The 13,970-nt window shown below is 39.2% G+C and carries 15 protein-coding genes and 3 pseudogenes; all 18 read right to left on the bottom strand.

The window, feature by feature from the left end:
• Window positions 1-9: 9 nt before the first annotated feature.
• The 18 genes and pseudogenes from folE to ypeB all read right to left on the bottom strand — a co-directional run bounded on the left by folE (window position 10) and on the right by ypeB (window position 13,959).
• Window positions 10-576, bottom strand: a complete 567-nt coding sequence (gene folE / locus ACEWFH_RS10595; RefSeq protein WP_289495307.1) for a GTP cyclohydrolase I FolE — start codon at window positions 574-576, stop codon at window positions 10-12.
• A gap of 221 nt (window positions 577-797) precedes the next feature.
• Window positions 798-1,070 carry an HU family DNA-binding protein gene (locus tag ACEWFH_RS10590; RefSeq protein ID WP_066241877.1) on the bottom strand — a complete coding sequence of 91 codons (273 nt, stop codon included), beginning with the start codon at window positions 1,068-1,070 and terminating at the stop codon, window positions 798-800.
• 408 nt (window positions 1,071-1,478) lie between these two features.
• Window positions 1,479-2,957 carry a stage IV sporulation protein A gene (gene spoIVA, locus ACEWFH_RS10585; protein WP_066241881.1) on the bottom strand — a complete coding sequence of 493 codons (1,479 nt, stop codon included), beginning with the start codon at window positions 2,955-2,957 and terminating at the stop codon, window positions 1,479-1,481.
• Window positions 2,958-3,217: 260 nt separating this feature from the next.
• On the bottom strand, window positions 3,218-3,928 hold the full coding sequence (locus ACEWFH_RS10580; protein WP_473727120.1) for a hypothetical protein: 711 nt from the start codon (window positions 3,926-3,928) through the stop codon (window positions 3,218-3,220).
• A 14-nt stretch (window positions 3,929-3,942) separates the two neighbouring features.
• Window positions 3,943-4,143, bottom strand: coding sequence for a DUF2768 domain-containing protein (locus tag ACEWFH_RS10575; protein WP_066241886.1), 201 nt, complete (start codon window positions 4,141-4,143; stop codon window positions 3,943-3,945).
• Window positions 4,144-4,656: 513 nt separating this feature from the next.
• Window positions 4,657-4,917 (bottom strand): stage VI sporulation protein F, encoded by a 261-nt coding sequence (locus ACEWFH_RS10570; RefSeq protein WP_077364014.1) that lies wholly within the window; start codon window positions 4,915-4,917, stop codon window positions 4,657-4,659.
• A gap of 117 nt (window positions 4,918-5,034) precedes the next feature.
• Window positions 5,035-6,060, bottom strand: a complete 1,026-nt coding sequence (locus ACEWFH_RS10565; RefSeq protein ID WP_473727119.1) for an NAD(P)H-dependent glycerol-3-phosphate dehydrogenase — start codon at window positions 6,058-6,060, stop codon at window positions 5,035-5,037.
• A 161-nt stretch (window positions 6,061-6,221) separates the two neighbouring features.
• A complete protein-coding gene (locus ACEWFH_RS10560) occupies window positions 6,222-6,401 on the bottom strand; it encodes a glycerol-3-phosphate acyltransferase (protein WP_473727118.1) in 180 nt (59 codons plus the stop codon).
• A gap of 17 nt (window positions 6,402-6,418) precedes the next feature.
• Window positions 6,419-6,658: a glycerol-3-phosphate acyltransferase gene (locus ACEWFH_RS10555; RefSeq protein ID WP_473727117.1), complete on the bottom strand. Its 240-nt coding sequence runs from the start codon at window positions 6,656-6,658 to the stop codon at window positions 6,419-6,421.
• A gap of 6 nt (window positions 6,659-6,664) precedes the next feature.
• Window positions 6,665-7,978 carry a ribosome biogenesis GTPase Der gene (gene der, locus ACEWFH_RS10550; protein ID WP_328084562.1) on the bottom strand — a complete coding sequence of 438 codons (1,314 nt, stop codon included), beginning with the start codon at window positions 7,976-7,978 and terminating at the stop codon, window positions 6,665-6,667.
• 130 nt (window positions 7,979-8,108) lie between these two features.
• Window positions 8,109-8,711, bottom strand: a complete 603-nt coding sequence (locus ACEWFH_RS10545) for a YphA family membrane protein (RefSeq protein ID WP_473727116.1) — start codon at window positions 8,709-8,711, stop codon at window positions 8,109-8,111.
• Window positions 8,712-8,810: 99 nt separating this feature from the next.
• Window positions 8,811-9,949, bottom strand: a pseudogene (gene rpsA, locus ACEWFH_RS10540) (30S ribosomal protein S1).
• A 116-nt stretch (window positions 9,950-10,065) separates the two neighbouring features.
• Window positions 10,066-10,646, bottom strand: a pseudogene (locus ACEWFH_RS10535) (lysophospholipid acyltransferase family protein).
• Between the two features lies 1 nt (window position 10,647).
• Complete coding sequence (gene cmk, locus ACEWFH_RS10530) at window positions 10,648-11,322, bottom strand: (d)CMP kinase (protein ID WP_473727115.1); 675 nt, start codon at window positions 11,320-11,322, stop codon at window positions 10,648-10,650.
• 131 nt (window positions 11,323-11,453) lie between these two features.
• Complete coding sequence (locus ACEWFH_RS10525) at window positions 11,454-11,630, bottom strand: DUF5359 family protein (RefSeq protein WP_473727114.1); 177 nt, start codon at window positions 11,628-11,630, stop codon at window positions 11,454-11,456.
• 205 nt (window positions 11,631-11,835) lie between these two features.
• Entirely contained in the window at window positions 11,836-12,051 is a 216-nt protein-coding gene (locus ACEWFH_RS10520; RefSeq protein WP_473727113.1) for a hypothetical protein, read from the bottom strand.
• A gap of 26 nt (window positions 12,052-12,077) precedes the next feature.
• Entirely contained in the window at window positions 12,078-12,503 is a 426-nt protein-coding gene (locus ACEWFH_RS10515; protein ID WP_473727112.1) for a flagellar brake protein, read from the bottom strand.
• A 107-nt stretch (window positions 12,504-12,610) separates the two neighbouring features.
• Window positions 12,611-13,959: pseudogene (gene ypeB, locus ACEWFH_RS10510) on the bottom strand (germination protein YpeB).
• Window positions 13,960-13,970 lie beyond the last annotated feature (11 nt).

Raw genomic sequence — 13,970 nt, 5'->3', positions numbered from 1 at the left:
TATTCTCCTTTAGTTTCGGATTAAACTCAATACTTCTGCACGAGCAGCTGGATCTTTTTCAAAAACGCCTCGAACCGCTGAAGTTACTGTCATAGAACCAGGTTTCTTAACACCTCGCATAGTCATACACATATGCTCTGCTTCAATAACAACGATTACCCCATGAGGTTCCAATGTCTCGAGTAAGCTGTTTGCAATTGTAGAAGTAATTCTTTCTTGCAGCTGAGGGCGCTTCGTAACAGCCTCCACCGCTCTAGCAAGCTTGCTTAAACCTGTCACTTTTCCGCCCTTAGGTATGTAGCCGATATGCGCTTTCCCAAAGAAAGGGACGAGATGATGCTCACACATTGAATAAAAAGGGATATCTTTTACAAGTACTAATTCTTCATGATCTTCCCCAAAAATGGTAGCAAAATGTTCTTTGGGATCTTGGTTTAAACCTTGAAACACTTCTTCGTACATTTTTGCCACTCGTTTTGGTGTATCTATTAATCCCTCTCGCTCAGGGTCTTCACCAATAGCTTCTAAAATCATTTTAACTGCTGTTTCAATTTTCTCTTTTTGAACTTCTGCCACGCTTTTTGTCCTCCAATTCCAATAACACAATAGAAAAATTTTAGCATACTGAAAGAAGAATAGCAAAAGGAGAAACCCCTTACACCATGGGAGTTAAAGTTTCGTTTGTGAGTAATCCGAAGTTGAAGGAAGACGAATACATTTACAGCTTATTTAAAGTTAAGGCATAGAAAAAAGACCGTGAAAAAATTCACGGTCTTTTAAGTTGCCCTATGTATCAATTATTTAACAGCGTCCTTAAGGGCTTTCCCTGGTTTGAAAGCAGGAACTTTGCTAGCAGAGATTTCGATCTCTTGACCAGTTTGTGGGTTGCGTCCTTTACGAGCCGCACGCTCACGTACTTCAAAGTTACCAAATCCGATAAGTTGTACCTTATCACCGCTTTGTAGAGTACCAGTGATTGCTTCGAAAACAGCGTCAACTGCTTTAGATGCATCCTTCTTAGAAAGCTCAGCTTGCTCAGATACCGCATTAATTAGATCAGTCTTGTTCATTCCATTCACCTCCTCTCAAGGATTTCCTCACCTTATATCGGTCATGAAATATTTTCGTACAGTATTAATTTTATATGTAATATACAGGATTTTACTAATTTAATCTGTAACAAGCCTAATATTATACGATTACATACAGAAATTCAATCTTTTTTAGCCGTTTTTCGCGATTCAACCCTTAAAATTCCTTATTTTTTGACCTTTTTTACAAAAAGAACCATCCAACGAGGTAAAAAGTCTCTCCTCTCCGGCAGGACAATTGTGCTATTTTTACCATGAAAGCATAAATACAAGAAGTGTTCTCACTTGTTTAATTAGTTTTGGTAGTCATGAATTTCAACCACTTACAAAAATAATACGGAAACAGCCAAAGCAAAAAAAAGACTCCCGGTTATAGGAGTCCCAACGTTATAAAATAATGGCAATTAATCCGCCTGATCCTTCATTAATAATGCGTTCAAGCGTCTCTTTTAATTTATATCTAGCATTCTCCGGCATTAGTGAAATCTTGCCTTGAATTCCTTCTCTTACGATAGAATTAAGCGATCTTCCAAAGATATCGGAATTCCAGATTGATAGCGGATCTTCTTCAAAGTCTTGCATCAAATATCTGAGCATCTCTTCACTTTGTTTTTCCGTACCAATTATTGGTGCGAACTCTGATTCTACATCTACTTTAATCATATGAATAGATGGAGCAATCGCTTTCAGCCTTACGCCAAATCTTGATCCTTGTCGGATGATTTCTGGCTCATCAAGACTCATATCTGTGATGGCTGGCGCTGCAATTCCATAACCTGTTTGCTTCACCATTCTTAAGGCGTCTGCTACTTGATCATACTCCGTTTTAGCGTATGCAAACTCTTGCATTAACTGAAGCAAATGGTCTTTCCCACGGATCTCCACCCCAACCACTTCTTTTAAAATCTGGTCGTACAGGTAGTCTGGTGCAAAGAGATCAATCTCTGCAATCCCTTGACCCATTTCAATTCCTGCTAGTCTCGCGTCGTCAATAAAGTCATAGTCTGCAAAGAACCCGACCACTTTATCCACATCACGAAGACGCTTAATATCCTGAACCGTTTCTCTTACTGCTTCTTCATAGCTTTCACGCAGCCAATGGTTTTCACGAAGCACCATGACCCAGCTAGGAAGATTCACATTGACCTCAAGCACCGGAAACTCGTATAATGCTTCTCTGAGTACATTGTTGATATCATGCTCTGTCATACTTTCAACACTCATTGCGAGTACGGGTATATCGTATTTTTCACAAAGCTCATTACGCAGCTTCTGTGTATCTGGGTGATGCGGTTGTGTGGAGTTGATCAGCATAATAAACGGCTTTCCAACTTCTTTTAACTCTTCTACAACACGCTCTTCTGATTCCACATAATCATATCTTGGAATTTCTCCGATTGATCCATCCGTTGTGACGACCACTCCTAATGTAGAGTGCTCTTGGATTACTTTTCTTGTGCCGATCTCTGCCGCTTCATGGAACGGAATCGGCTCATCATACCAAGGAGTATGAATCATTCTAGGGCCGTTTTCATCTTCGTACCCTTTAGCACTTGGTACTGCATAACCTACAGAGTCTACCAGGCGGATGTTAACATCAAGCCCATCACCTACGTTGATTCTTACCGCGTTGTTTGGAACAAATTTGGGTTCAGTGGTCATAATGGTGCGTCCAGCTGCACTCTGCGGTAACTCATCCTGAGCACGTTGACGTTCTGCTTCGTTTTCAATGTTTGGCAGCACCACAAGCTCCATAAATTTCTTGATAAAAGTGGACTTACCCGTTCTTACTGCTCCTACTACGCCTAAGTAGATATCTCCGCCCGTCCTTTCGGCGATATCTTTGAAAATATCGATTTTTTCCATTCGTTTCCCTCCCGATCCAAATAAAGTTCCGGATGCTAGTCTTGGACAATATATCGTATGATTTTGTCCTATTGATTATGACAAAGGAACGGAAATTTTTATTGGATCCTCGCTTTTCTCTGTTGTATAGTTCCATAAAAACGGGAGGGCGCACTACAGTGCCTACCGATGAAACTATAAAGCTTGTTTCGTTAAAAGGATTTCCAAAAAAATCTCTCCGCCTTTTCTATGAATGTATTAGAAAAAGGGAGAGTTCATGCCTATTTTATTAAAAAAACAGGCTGATTGTTTTCAACTGTATAAGGAACCGAATAGACAGGCACAAAAAACGAATGAATCGCTAACAAATGACGGATATCTTCATGCTTATCTAATTCGTTCGAGTAGCTTGAGATTGCTGATTTTAGATCTTTTCTATAATCTATAAAAATCTTTGCATCCGCATTAACCATCAAAGGCAGTTTTTTTCCAGTAAACGGACTTGTAACGTAAGGGTCTTCTTTAAAGCCTAACTTTTTATAATCAAGTGTGTGTCTGCCCTGTGCCTCTATCTTTTTGAACGGCGGGTACTGATGTTCTGCCATATAGATGTTTAGTGCGACCTGAACATCCTGAACCTTATCTGTTAAAACAAGATCAACGAGCTTAACCGTCGGCTTCGTCTCCACATCGATTAAAACGTATTGAAAGGTTCCACCCTTTTCAAAAGAATTTCCGGGCGGCTCCTGCATATATCTAGGAACTAATTTATTAAAATCAATCAAATATTTTTGATAGATATCGGTATCCGCATCTTTCGTTTTAATTGGCAGCACACCTGTATCTTTCTGAAAACTTTCAACGGCTTGCTGAACCGCTGTAATCTGATCCTGATAAGGAGCTCGATTTTGAGTTTTTCGTTCTTCGGGATATAAACACCCAGAAAGAGTTAACACGATTAGACATAGAGGAATCCACCATTTCTTTGACATCTTGATTTCCTCCTTTACCCTTGAACAGGTCCGCTGAATACAACGATTATGATAAGAATACCTGCTACAATCATGCAGATCCAGGCGAATAACGAAACAACAGTCTGAAATATACCTGATAACTTTGAACGGCTGAACATGATAGAAAAAACAGCAATAAACATTAAACCGATGGCAGACAACGCCACCCACATTTTCAATAAACCTTCACTCATATGTATCCTCCTTGTCCACAGCGTACATTATAGCATATTTCTTGTTGTTTCCTTTACTTTTTCAGGAACGTGTACCGTTTTAAGATAATTTCATTTAAGACAGGAGATTCTTTCCGACCGCACCCTCCTCGTTCGGAGCATCAAGCAACGGAGATCACCTTTTCGACTTAATTTTAGTTCCCGTTTACGGTATGTGTTTTTTTAATACGTTCACGCACCAACCACATTCGTTCGCACACCCAAGCCCCTGCTTTACTGCTTTTTCGTAATTCTTTTTCTTACAGCTCGTCCCATCTTTACATTCAGTTACTTAAACACTCTAGGAACAACTGCATTTCCCCCATTTATTTTCATGGTTGTGAACCTGTAAACCAACAACGGTACACAGGTGGGCGAGGATCCTAAACAAAAAAACACCCGGCTAATGACCAGGTGTTCGACTAAATACTTCCTGCACTGTATGAACACTTCCATGATTTAGGTGCTTCTTAACGTTTATTTTTAAGCTTTCTTCTACTTACCATCAAACATCTTGGATAATGTCGCCAGGTCTAGAGGGATGTTGTTGTTAAGAACAGCTTGAACGATCTGATCTTCTTTTTGTTTCGTAACGGCTACCCCAGCCATAGAAGATACTTGGGAAATCAGCATTCGAATCGTGCGCTCGTCGCGAAGATTAGAGCCACTTACGGATTGGGCAAGTTTAAAAATATCATCCTTTTTTACACTTGTTTTCTTCTCGATCTTATCAAAAAATTGTTGTTCACGTTCCACCTGAAGTCCTCCTCCCACTTCCTTTTCACCCCTATCCTATGCAAGTAAAAAAGAAGCGTGAAAGAAAAAAAGGCGATTGCCTAAAATATTTTAGACATTCGCCCATATCATGCTTGACTAACTCTTTAAAGAAGATACATCCTCGACTTCATGTGTTCTCGTACGCTGCATGAGATCATCGACAGCTTGTTTAGCACCCTTATTGTTAAACAAAACATCGTATAATACTTGTGTAATCGGCATTTCAACTTGTTCCCGCTTACTTAGTTCATATGCGGCTTGAGTCGTTCTAACACCCTCTACAACCATACCCATGTTCTGTAGCACATCATCAAGCTGCATTCCTTTTCCAAGCATATTGCCAGCACGCCAGTTACGGCTATGTACACTCGTACAAGTCACGATTAAGTCTCCAATCCCCGTAAGACCTGAGAATGTAAGCGGGTTTGCACCCATATGTGTGCCAAGGCGAGCAATCTCCGCTAAACCTCTCGTGATTAACGCCGCCTTTGCGTTATCTCCGTATCCTAGACCATCAGAAAGACCTGCACCTAAAGCGATAATATTTTTTAAAGCACCGCCAAGTTCAACACCAATAACATCGGGATTCGTATACACGCGGAAGTTTTGGTTGATAAAAAGATCTTGAACTCTTTCTGCAGCTTTCATATTTGTAGAAGACACGGTAACGGTAGTTGGCTGCCTTAAAGAAACTTCTTCTGCATGGCTAGGTCCGGAAAGAACCACAACCGATTCAAGAACAGACTCAGGCAGTTCTTCTTCAATAATTTCAGAAATTCGTTTATATGTACCAGGTTCGATTCCTTTTGAAGCATGTACAATAGTAACAGGAGATGCAAGATTATTTTTTAAAAGATTCAATACGTCTCTCATTGCTTTTGTAGGCGTAACAAGTACGATTGTATCTGCATCTTTCACGCATTCCTCCAATTGAGTGGTCGCTTTTATATTTTCAGGCAGCACTACTCCTGGAAGATACTTTTCATTGCGATGTTCTTTGTTGATTTCAACAACTTGTTCTTCTCTACGGCCCCACAAACGGACATCATGACCATTGTCAGCTAATACGATGGCAAGAGCGGTCCCCCAGCTCCCAGCACCTAAAACAGCAACATTATCCATACATGTCACACTCCACTATTAAATTTTGCGTTCGTTTCCTCTCCAGATCCTAGCCATATTTTCTCGATGTTTCCATATCGAAACGATCGAAATACAGAAGCTTGCCAAGACAGCTTCAATAGGCAAGTTAAATTGATACAGCATAAAAAACGGAGATAATACTAAAAAACGATAGAACCCAATGAAACAAACCTGGAAACCCAAATCGTTATGATTGCAATCACACCTGCTATTAAAGAAGGTAAAAATGCAACAGCAGCAAACACACCGATTGCCGTAGCCACTCCTTTCCCGCCTTTAAATCCGTAAAAGACGGGATAGTTGTGACCAATAACAGCCATTAAACCGCACAAAACAGCTAGTACAGGAGAATCTGTAAACCAAAAACGGCTGATACGACCAATACACCTTTAAAGCAATCTAATAGCAGGACAGCTATCGCAGGACCTTTCCCGAGTACTCGTAACGTGTTTGTAGCACCTGCGTTACCACTGCCATGATTTCTGATATCTTCATTTCTCAAAACTTTTGTCAGCAAGTAACTAAAGCTGATACATCCTGTAAAGTAGGAGAAAACGAAGAGAACGATCGTCATCATGAAACCTTAATCATTTTTCTTTCTAGCAAAGATTTTGATCGGCGTTCCAACAAAACCAAATGTTTCACGTATTCTGTTCTCCAGGAAACGCTTATAAGAAAAGTGGAAAAGCTCTGGATCGTTAACAAAGATTACAAAAGTTGGTGGTTTTGAAGCCACTTGTGTTGCATAGTTGATTTTTAATCTCTTTCCGTTATCCATTGGTGCTGGGTTCATGGCTACTGCATCCATGATTACTTCGTTCAAGATATTTGTCTGAACTCTGAGCGAGTGATTTTCTGCAACTTGATTAATTACAGGATATAGCTGATGAAGACGCTGCTTCGTTTTTGCCGATACGAAAACGATCGGTGCATATGATAAGTAAAGGAAATGATCACGAATCTTCTGCTCAAACTTTTGCATCGTTTTATCATCTTTTTCAACAGCATCCCATTTGTTTACAACAATCACGACAGCTTTACCGGCTTCATGTGCGAAACCAGCAACTTTTTTATCCTGTTCAATGATTCCTTCTTCCGCATCGATAACCATAAGGACAACATCGGAACGTTCGATCGCTTTCATCGCACGCATAACGCTGTATTTCTCAGTCGTTTCGTACACTTTTCCACGTTTGCGCATTCCTGCTGTATCAATGATCACATATTTCTGATCTTCACGTTCAAAGCTGGAATCGATCGCATCTCTCGTCGTTCCTGCAATGTTACTCACAATAACGCGTTCTTTACCAAGAATGGCGTTTACTAGTGAAGATTTCCCTACGTTCGGTCTGCCTATTAATGAAAAATAAATCGTGTCGTCTTCTTTTTCTTCTACAACCGTTTCAGGGAAATGGCTTACTACTTGATCTAAAAGATCTCCAAGTCCAATACCGTGTGTTCCTGATACGCCGATCGGCTCACCCATCCCTAGACTATAAAACTCATACAGCAGCTCTTTACGTTCAGGGTTATCAATCTTATTTACACCTAATACAACAGGCTTTTTTGAACGGAACAACATTTTAGCTACTTCTTCATCGGCAGCTGTAATTCCGTTCATGCCATCAACTAAAAAGAGAATAACATCTGCTTCTTCAATAGCAAGTTCTGCTTGTTCTTTCATCTGACTCATAAATGGTGCATCACTAATTTCAATTCCGCCTGTATCGATAAGGTTGAATTCGGTATTCAGCCATTCTGCTGAACTGTAAATACGGTCACGTGTTACTCCTGGCATATCTTCAACAATAGAGATACGATCTCCCGCAATTCTGTTAAAAATAGTAGATTTTCCTACGTTCGGTCTTCCTACTATAGCTAAGACTGGTTTCGTCATGTAGACACTTCCCTTTTTCCTGATCAAGTCAATCATCAAATTTTCGTTTATATGTTCCATCATTTTCTTGTAAATAGACAAGTCCACTTATTTTAGCAAATTCTTTACACTTTAGACAACTCAATATCTTCTAAATCTGTTTTGCAGAAATGACCTTTTTAAAAGCTGTACGTCTTATCTTTTTGAACATATCTACCAATACTACCATAAATAAGAGCATCATAGAAGTTGAGACCAATAAATCCATCACATATAGCGAACCGATTTCTATAGTACCGCTAAGTTTATAGATCAATAACTGATAAACGGTGTCACCGATAAAAAGACCTATAACAGGAAGGTAGAAAAGATCTCTATTCGTTTTGGTTAGCAAGATTAGAAGAGAAGTCAGAATTATAGTGATCATATATTTTTTATCAAAAAATAATTTTACTGGGTCGTATAGAGCAAAAAGTTCTAACGACACGTAACCTGTAGCAACAATAAAACTTCCTGTTACATAATAAAGAAGCTGATCGGTATGTCTAATCAAATAAATCAGCCCTATACACAAGAAGAATAAGAACGCTGCATTTATATTCCCAAGCGAAAACGGAATGATGGTATCTGACAAGATAATTCCAGTTAACGTAATAAATACAGATTGATTTCTAACTGAACCCTTTTTGATGAGAAACGTAGCTATGACCCAGCCCATCCACATGAACCAATAAAAAAACGTACCATCATTCATGTCATTCACCTCGGTAGCATTATTGCCACTTTACACCTTCTTCTAACCACAAAAAAACAGCCCTCGATTTAAAAATCATCGAAAGCTGTAAGTAATGAGTTATTTATATCCTTTAAGCTGGTCACCGATCATATCTGCTAAGGAGAACCCTTTTTCTTCTTTAGGAAGATTTTCTTTAAGGTTTGCTTTTTCCTTTTCATCTTGGACGGCTTTCATGCTCAAGCTCATTCTTTTGTCTTGGCTATTTACATCAAGAACTTTTACAGTTACTTGCTGACCTTCTTTTACAACTTCACTCGGGTTACCAATATGGCGGTTGGCCATCTCAGAAATGTGAACAAGACCTTCGATCCCAGGAGCTACTTCTACAAATGCTCCAAATGTAACGATGCGTTTTACGGTGCCTTCAATTACACTTCCTGCTTTAATGGAAGAACTCGCTTCTTCCCATGGTCCTGGCTGCGTTTCTTTTATCGATAATGAGATTCGATCATTATCGCGATCAACGGAAAGCACTTTTACTTTAACGGTTTGACCTTCACTAAGCACTTCAGATGGACTGTCCACTCGATTGTGTGATAACTGTGAAACATGAACTAATCCATCCACGCCCCCGATATCTACGAAAGCTCCAAAGTCCGTTAAACGCTGTACTTTTCCTTCAATTATCTCACCTGGTGCCAGTCGATCTAAGATTTCTTGTTTCTTAGCGCCAGCTTCTTCTTCCGTTACAGCACGATGAGATAAAATGACACGTCCTTTTTCCGCATCCAGTTCGACGATTTTAACAGAAAGTGTCTTACCTTTGTAATCCGAAAAATCTTCAACAAAATGAGACTCCACCATAGAAGCTGGAATAAAAGCACGAACTCCAAGATCTACTACAAGCCCGCCTTTTACTACATCGTGAACAACAACTTCAAACGTTTCTTTTGAATCAAACTTTTCTTGCAGTTCACTCCACGATTTTTCGCTGTCTACCGCTTTTTTGAAACGAGAAGCTTGTCCTCTGTGTTAGAGAGTACTTTAACAGTGATCTGATCTCCTTCATTCAACACATCACTAACCTTCTCAATAAAAAGACTTGAAACTTCATTAATCGGCAAAAATGCGTCTTGCTTTGCGCTGATATCAACTAACGCGTGCTTGTCTTCCACTTTTAATACAGTACCTTTAATGATTTCACCTTTTTCAGCCATGGTAGCATTTGTTAAACTTGTGCTCATTTCCTCTGTCATGTTCGTGCCCTCCTCAAAAATTAGAAAAGTAATTTATTGAACTTTCGGTAATGAAAGAACATTAACATCGATCATGGAGCTGTTTTTTTATAAAACAACTCAAAAGTAAATCTTGTTTATTCGTGCTCTTTTTTTAACTGACCTATATGTTTCATTATAAGCTCAGTGGCTTCTTTAGCGGAAGCTTTTTGCTCCCGAAAATGTGTAAAGTCTATTGGTTTGCCAAATATAATTTTTAGACTTTTTCCTTTTTTATATTCGCCAACGATCGCACATGGAACGATGTGTGCATCAGATTTCAGGGCAAAGAATCCGGCACCAGCTAATCCTTCTCCGATCTCACCCGTCTTGCTGCGCGTACCTTCAGGAAACAAGCCGACGACTTTACCTTCTTTTAAAAGATTCATACCAGTTTTTAACGCCGTCTTATCACTCATTCCACGTTTTACAGGAAAAGCGTTGATCTTCGGCAAAATATGTTTAAGAACGGGTACAGAAAAAGTTCAGCCTTAGCCATAAAATGAACTTCTCTCGGTGAAGCCACTCCAACAAGAGGGGGATCATAGTTATGGATATGATTCGTACAGAGCAGCACACCGCCCGTTTGTGGCATGTTTTCCGCTCCAATGATTTCAGGTTTATATGTTCCTTTAAAATATGTCCCGCACAGCCATTTACCGAAAGAATAAAGCTTCATTTTACAGTGCCCTTTCTTTAGCATAATGAAGGATGCTTGAAACTACCTCTTCGATTGACATACTTGTTGTATCTAGTTCAATAGCATCTTCTGCTTTTCTTAGTGGAGCCGCTTCTCTCTCACTATCACGTTTATCTCTTAAAGCAATTTCACTTTTCAATTTCTCAAAATCCGCCTCAAACCCTTTAGCTAGGTTTTCCTCGTACCTTCTGCGAGCTCTTTCTTCAACAGAAGCAATTAAGAAGATTTTTAGTTCTGCATTCGGCATTACATGTGTACCGATGTCACGGCCATCCATCACAACACCGCCAGATTCGGCAAGCAGTTGCTGTCTTTTTACCATTTCCGTGCGAACTTCTTGCTGACGAGCTACGAAAGATACGTTATTGGTTACTTCGCTCGTTCGAATTTCTTCTGATACATCTTTTCCATCAAGAAGAACAGCTTGTCCTTGATCCGTAATAACAAGTTTGATATCTGTATCATTTAAAACAGCTTCAAGAGCTGTTCCATCGTTTAGATCCGCTCCATTTAAAAGAGCTTTATACGTTAATGCCCTGTACATGGCACCTGTGTCGATATAAATAAAAGAAAGGCGCTCAGCTACTTGCTTGGCTACCGTACTTTTTCCAGCCCCTGCTGGGCCATCAATGGCAATTGATAATAATTTTTTCATGTTTCCTCCTACAAGATCCCTATGACAATGCATACATAGCAATAAAAAGCAGGTGAGTATCCCCTGCTTTTTTCTGTGTTAAATCTGAAAATATCAGATTCTCTCTATATGTATCTTACCATATATGTGGTTTAACGGTCTATGGTTTCCAAGGCTGGTTCTTGATTGTTCTTGATAACTCCTTCGTAATAGATGCTTTTATTCGTATACATTTTAAACGGAGGAATCTCAAGTAAAACTTGGGCGGTAACTAACAAGATAAAATGAACAATGGCAAGCTGAATTAGAATACGTTCGAATCGTCTCATACAAATCCGTCACCTTCTTTTCGGGAATATTTTTCCCTGAAAGTAACGAATTATCCGGTTTTATGTGCGTTGTCACTTTTGTCAGGCAATTCAACGCTTTTTACCCCACTATGTTGCTCTTAAAAGTAGTTGATTTCCGTTCCAAGTTGCTTCGCTTTCCGCGGAACGTGAGGTGATCCACCTTGAAAACAGGCATTCATTAAAACTAAAAACTGACATGCTCTTTCTTTTTCATTAAAAGCTGCTGTTCAAAACAAAATCGAATAATAAACTGGCTGTCTTTTTGTGTAATTTGATCAAATTGAAGCGATGCTCTTTGACGTCCGTTCGTGTGGCCATCTAATACTCTCAAAACGGTACATGGAAGGTCCAGATATACTTTTTCACCTGACTGCATTGGCAGAACAACTAGACAATCCAATTTGTCCTCACTTTTAACCGAATGTCCTATTGGAAGGAAAGCAGCATCCCTCCTGCGCTAATATCGAGAATAACAGAATTAAATGCTGGATAAGATTCACTGCTGTTCACAACTGAAGTATCGAGCATGGTTTCAACTCTTACAAATTCTCTTCGCTGAATCTTTTGGATTTCTTCAACTTTTGGCAAGGTAATCATTAATACAGGTATGTTTTCGATTTTCCGGCCCAACAGCTCTGTTCGAAATATAAATACATTCTTTTCTTTATCGACAAAGGATGCTTTAAACTGTGTTCCGTCAAAAAAATATTCTGTACGATTTGTTTTTTCATTACTTGGGTAATCAATATAAAGACGTTCTTCTTTTATGTCGTATACTTTACAACGGTATTTATCTTTTTTGTCCGAAAATAAAGGCTCTAAAAATAACTGTTCACCAACTGAGATCATCATACTTCCCCAAATAAAACATTTCTTAGCTATCTTCCCTTATTATGACAGTTGGAAATAAAAGAAAAAGCAAAATTTCAAACTGCGAAATTTTGCTTAAACATTCTTTATTAAATATCGTTATAAGAAGGCTCAGCTTCTTTCAGCTTTCTTACTTCTTCTTCATTGCCGTTCTCAGCATTGATGAATACACGGTACGTATCATTTCCTAAAGTACCAAGAAACTCATAGCAATAAACTTCTTCATTAATATCGTTTCGTATTAAGGCCTTGCTTATTTCTTTTACTTCAAACTTAGGGTTTAGATTTGTTCTTGCTTCTTTTTCAGATATCTTAAACACTGGTGTTCTCTTGTCTACATGGGCAAGAAGGAAATCTGTACCTTCATAACCCATGATATCTCCATTATCTAAAGCTACTTTTACAGAGACCGTTTCAGGATAGATCCTTACGTCATTCACGAGACGGGCGAAAGTGAACACACCGATGTTGTCGTATTGATCACTTGTTACCATCTCCATTTTGCTTTCCATATGCTTTTTGAGGAAATCTTCTGCTTGCATCATGGCTTCGTTTAAAGAGATCTTTGGCTTTCCAACATTTCGGTCATAAAGAACGTATAGCGGATAACCACCCTTTTTTGTAAGGTCCATATAAGTTGTCCCTTTTGTTTCAGGGTTATAAAGCGTTAATGAATAAGCATCATACTTTGCATCTTTTCCTGTACTTTCCACAGTGATCTTGACATTCTTCTTTAATTGGAAAAAGTCTACCGCTATCTTTTTTGCTTCTTCTTTTGTAATCTTTTTGCCCTTTAACTGACTGAGGTCACGATCTTTCATTTTCTGCATGTTTGACACTTCTGTTCCAAAGTCCGTATCTGAATAGCCTTCAACAGATTTATCAACAGTCTTAAATCCGTCAATAATCGTGTTATCGTCTGGCTGTTTGTTAGTTGCAAGTGCCATCTCTACGTCCATCCAGCGAAGGTTGTTCTTTTGAGCAAGTGATTCTGTTTTTCTTAATTCGTTTTGGATCTCTGTTGAATTCGCGTACAACTCTTTTAAAGTGTTATATTCTTTATCACTAAGCGGATTCTTATCCAAATCACGTACAGCTGCTCTATAACTAAATTCGCCCATCTTCGTTAAAAATTCTTCCGTTTTATTGAAAGGAAGCAGTGCTAACGGAAGCTGACCTACATCATTATGAGCCTCTGACGTTAGTCTCCAAACTTGCGCTAGGGCTGGAGATAACTGATTTCTAGTATTCATCGCGATCGTTTCACCGATTTTGTCATGAAGTGAGTCCATATGGAAGTTCAGATCATGGAAAGCGCGCTGATAGTTGTTCTCAGCTTGTAGAAGTACAGCATTTTTTCTTGGTGTTCACTGTAGCCCCAATAGCCTGTTCCTGCTACAGCAACGAACAACAGTACGATTAGGATTGTGCGTATCATATCATTTCACC

Source organism: Fictibacillus sp. EA-CB0309 (assembly GCF_055814265.1).
The sequence above is the reverse complement of the archived record's forward strand: the minus strand, read 5'-3'. Positions and strand labels throughout refer to the sequence as shown.

What these genes read in the sequence shown, in the direction of transcription:
- ACEWFH_RS10525 (WP_473727114.1), bottom strand. Translation starts at nt 11,630, where the DNA reads ATGAGACGATTCGAACGTATTCTAATTCAGCTTGCCATTGTTCATTTT.
- ACEWFH_RS10560 (WP_473727118.1), bottom strand. Translation starts at nt 6,401, where the DNA reads ATGGCTGTTATTGGTCACAACTATCCCGTCTTTTACGGATTTAAAGGC.
- spoIVA (WP_066241881.1), bottom strand. Translation starts at nt 2,957, where the DNA reads ATGGAAAAAATCGATATTTTCAAAGATATCGCCGAAAGGACGGGCGGA.
- ACEWFH_RS10580 (WP_473727120.1), bottom strand. Translation starts at nt 3,928, where the DNA reads ATGTCAAAGAAATGGTGGATTCCTCTATGTCTAATCGTGTTAACTCTT.
- cmk (WP_473727115.1), bottom strand. Translation starts at nt 11,322, where the DNA reads ATGAAAAAATTATTATCAATTGCCATTGATGGCCCAGCAGGGGCTGGA.
- ACEWFH_RS10515 (WP_473727112.1), bottom strand. Translation starts at nt 12,503, where the DNA reads ATGATGATCTCAGTTGGTGAACAGTTATTTTTAGAGCCTTTATTTTCG.
- ACEWFH_RS10545 (WP_473727116.1), bottom strand. Translation starts at nt 8,711, where the DNA reads ATGAATGATGGTACGTTTTTTTATTGGTTCATGTGGATGGGCTGGGTC.
- der (WP_328084562.1), bottom strand. Translation starts at nt 7,978, where the DNA reads ATGACGAAACCAGTCTTAGCTATAGTAGGAAGACCGAACGTAGGAAAA.
- ACEWFH_RS10590 (WP_066241877.1), bottom strand. Translation starts at nt 1,070, where the DNA reads ATGAACAAGACTGATCTAATTAATGCGGTATCTGAGCAAGCTGAGCTT.
- ACEWFH_RS10575 (WP_066241886.1), bottom strand. Translation starts at nt 4,143, where the DNA reads ATGAGTGAAGGTTTATTGAAAATGTGGGTGGCGTTGTCTGCCATCGGT.
- ACEWFH_RS10565 (WP_473727119.1), bottom strand. Translation starts at nt 6,060, where the DNA reads ATGGATAATGTTGCTGTTTTAGGTGCTGGGAGCTGGGGGACCGCTCTT.
- ACEWFH_RS10555 (WP_473727117.1), bottom strand. Translation starts at nt 6,658, where the DNA reads ATGATGACGATCGTTCTCTTCGTTTTCTCCTACTTTACAGGATGTATC.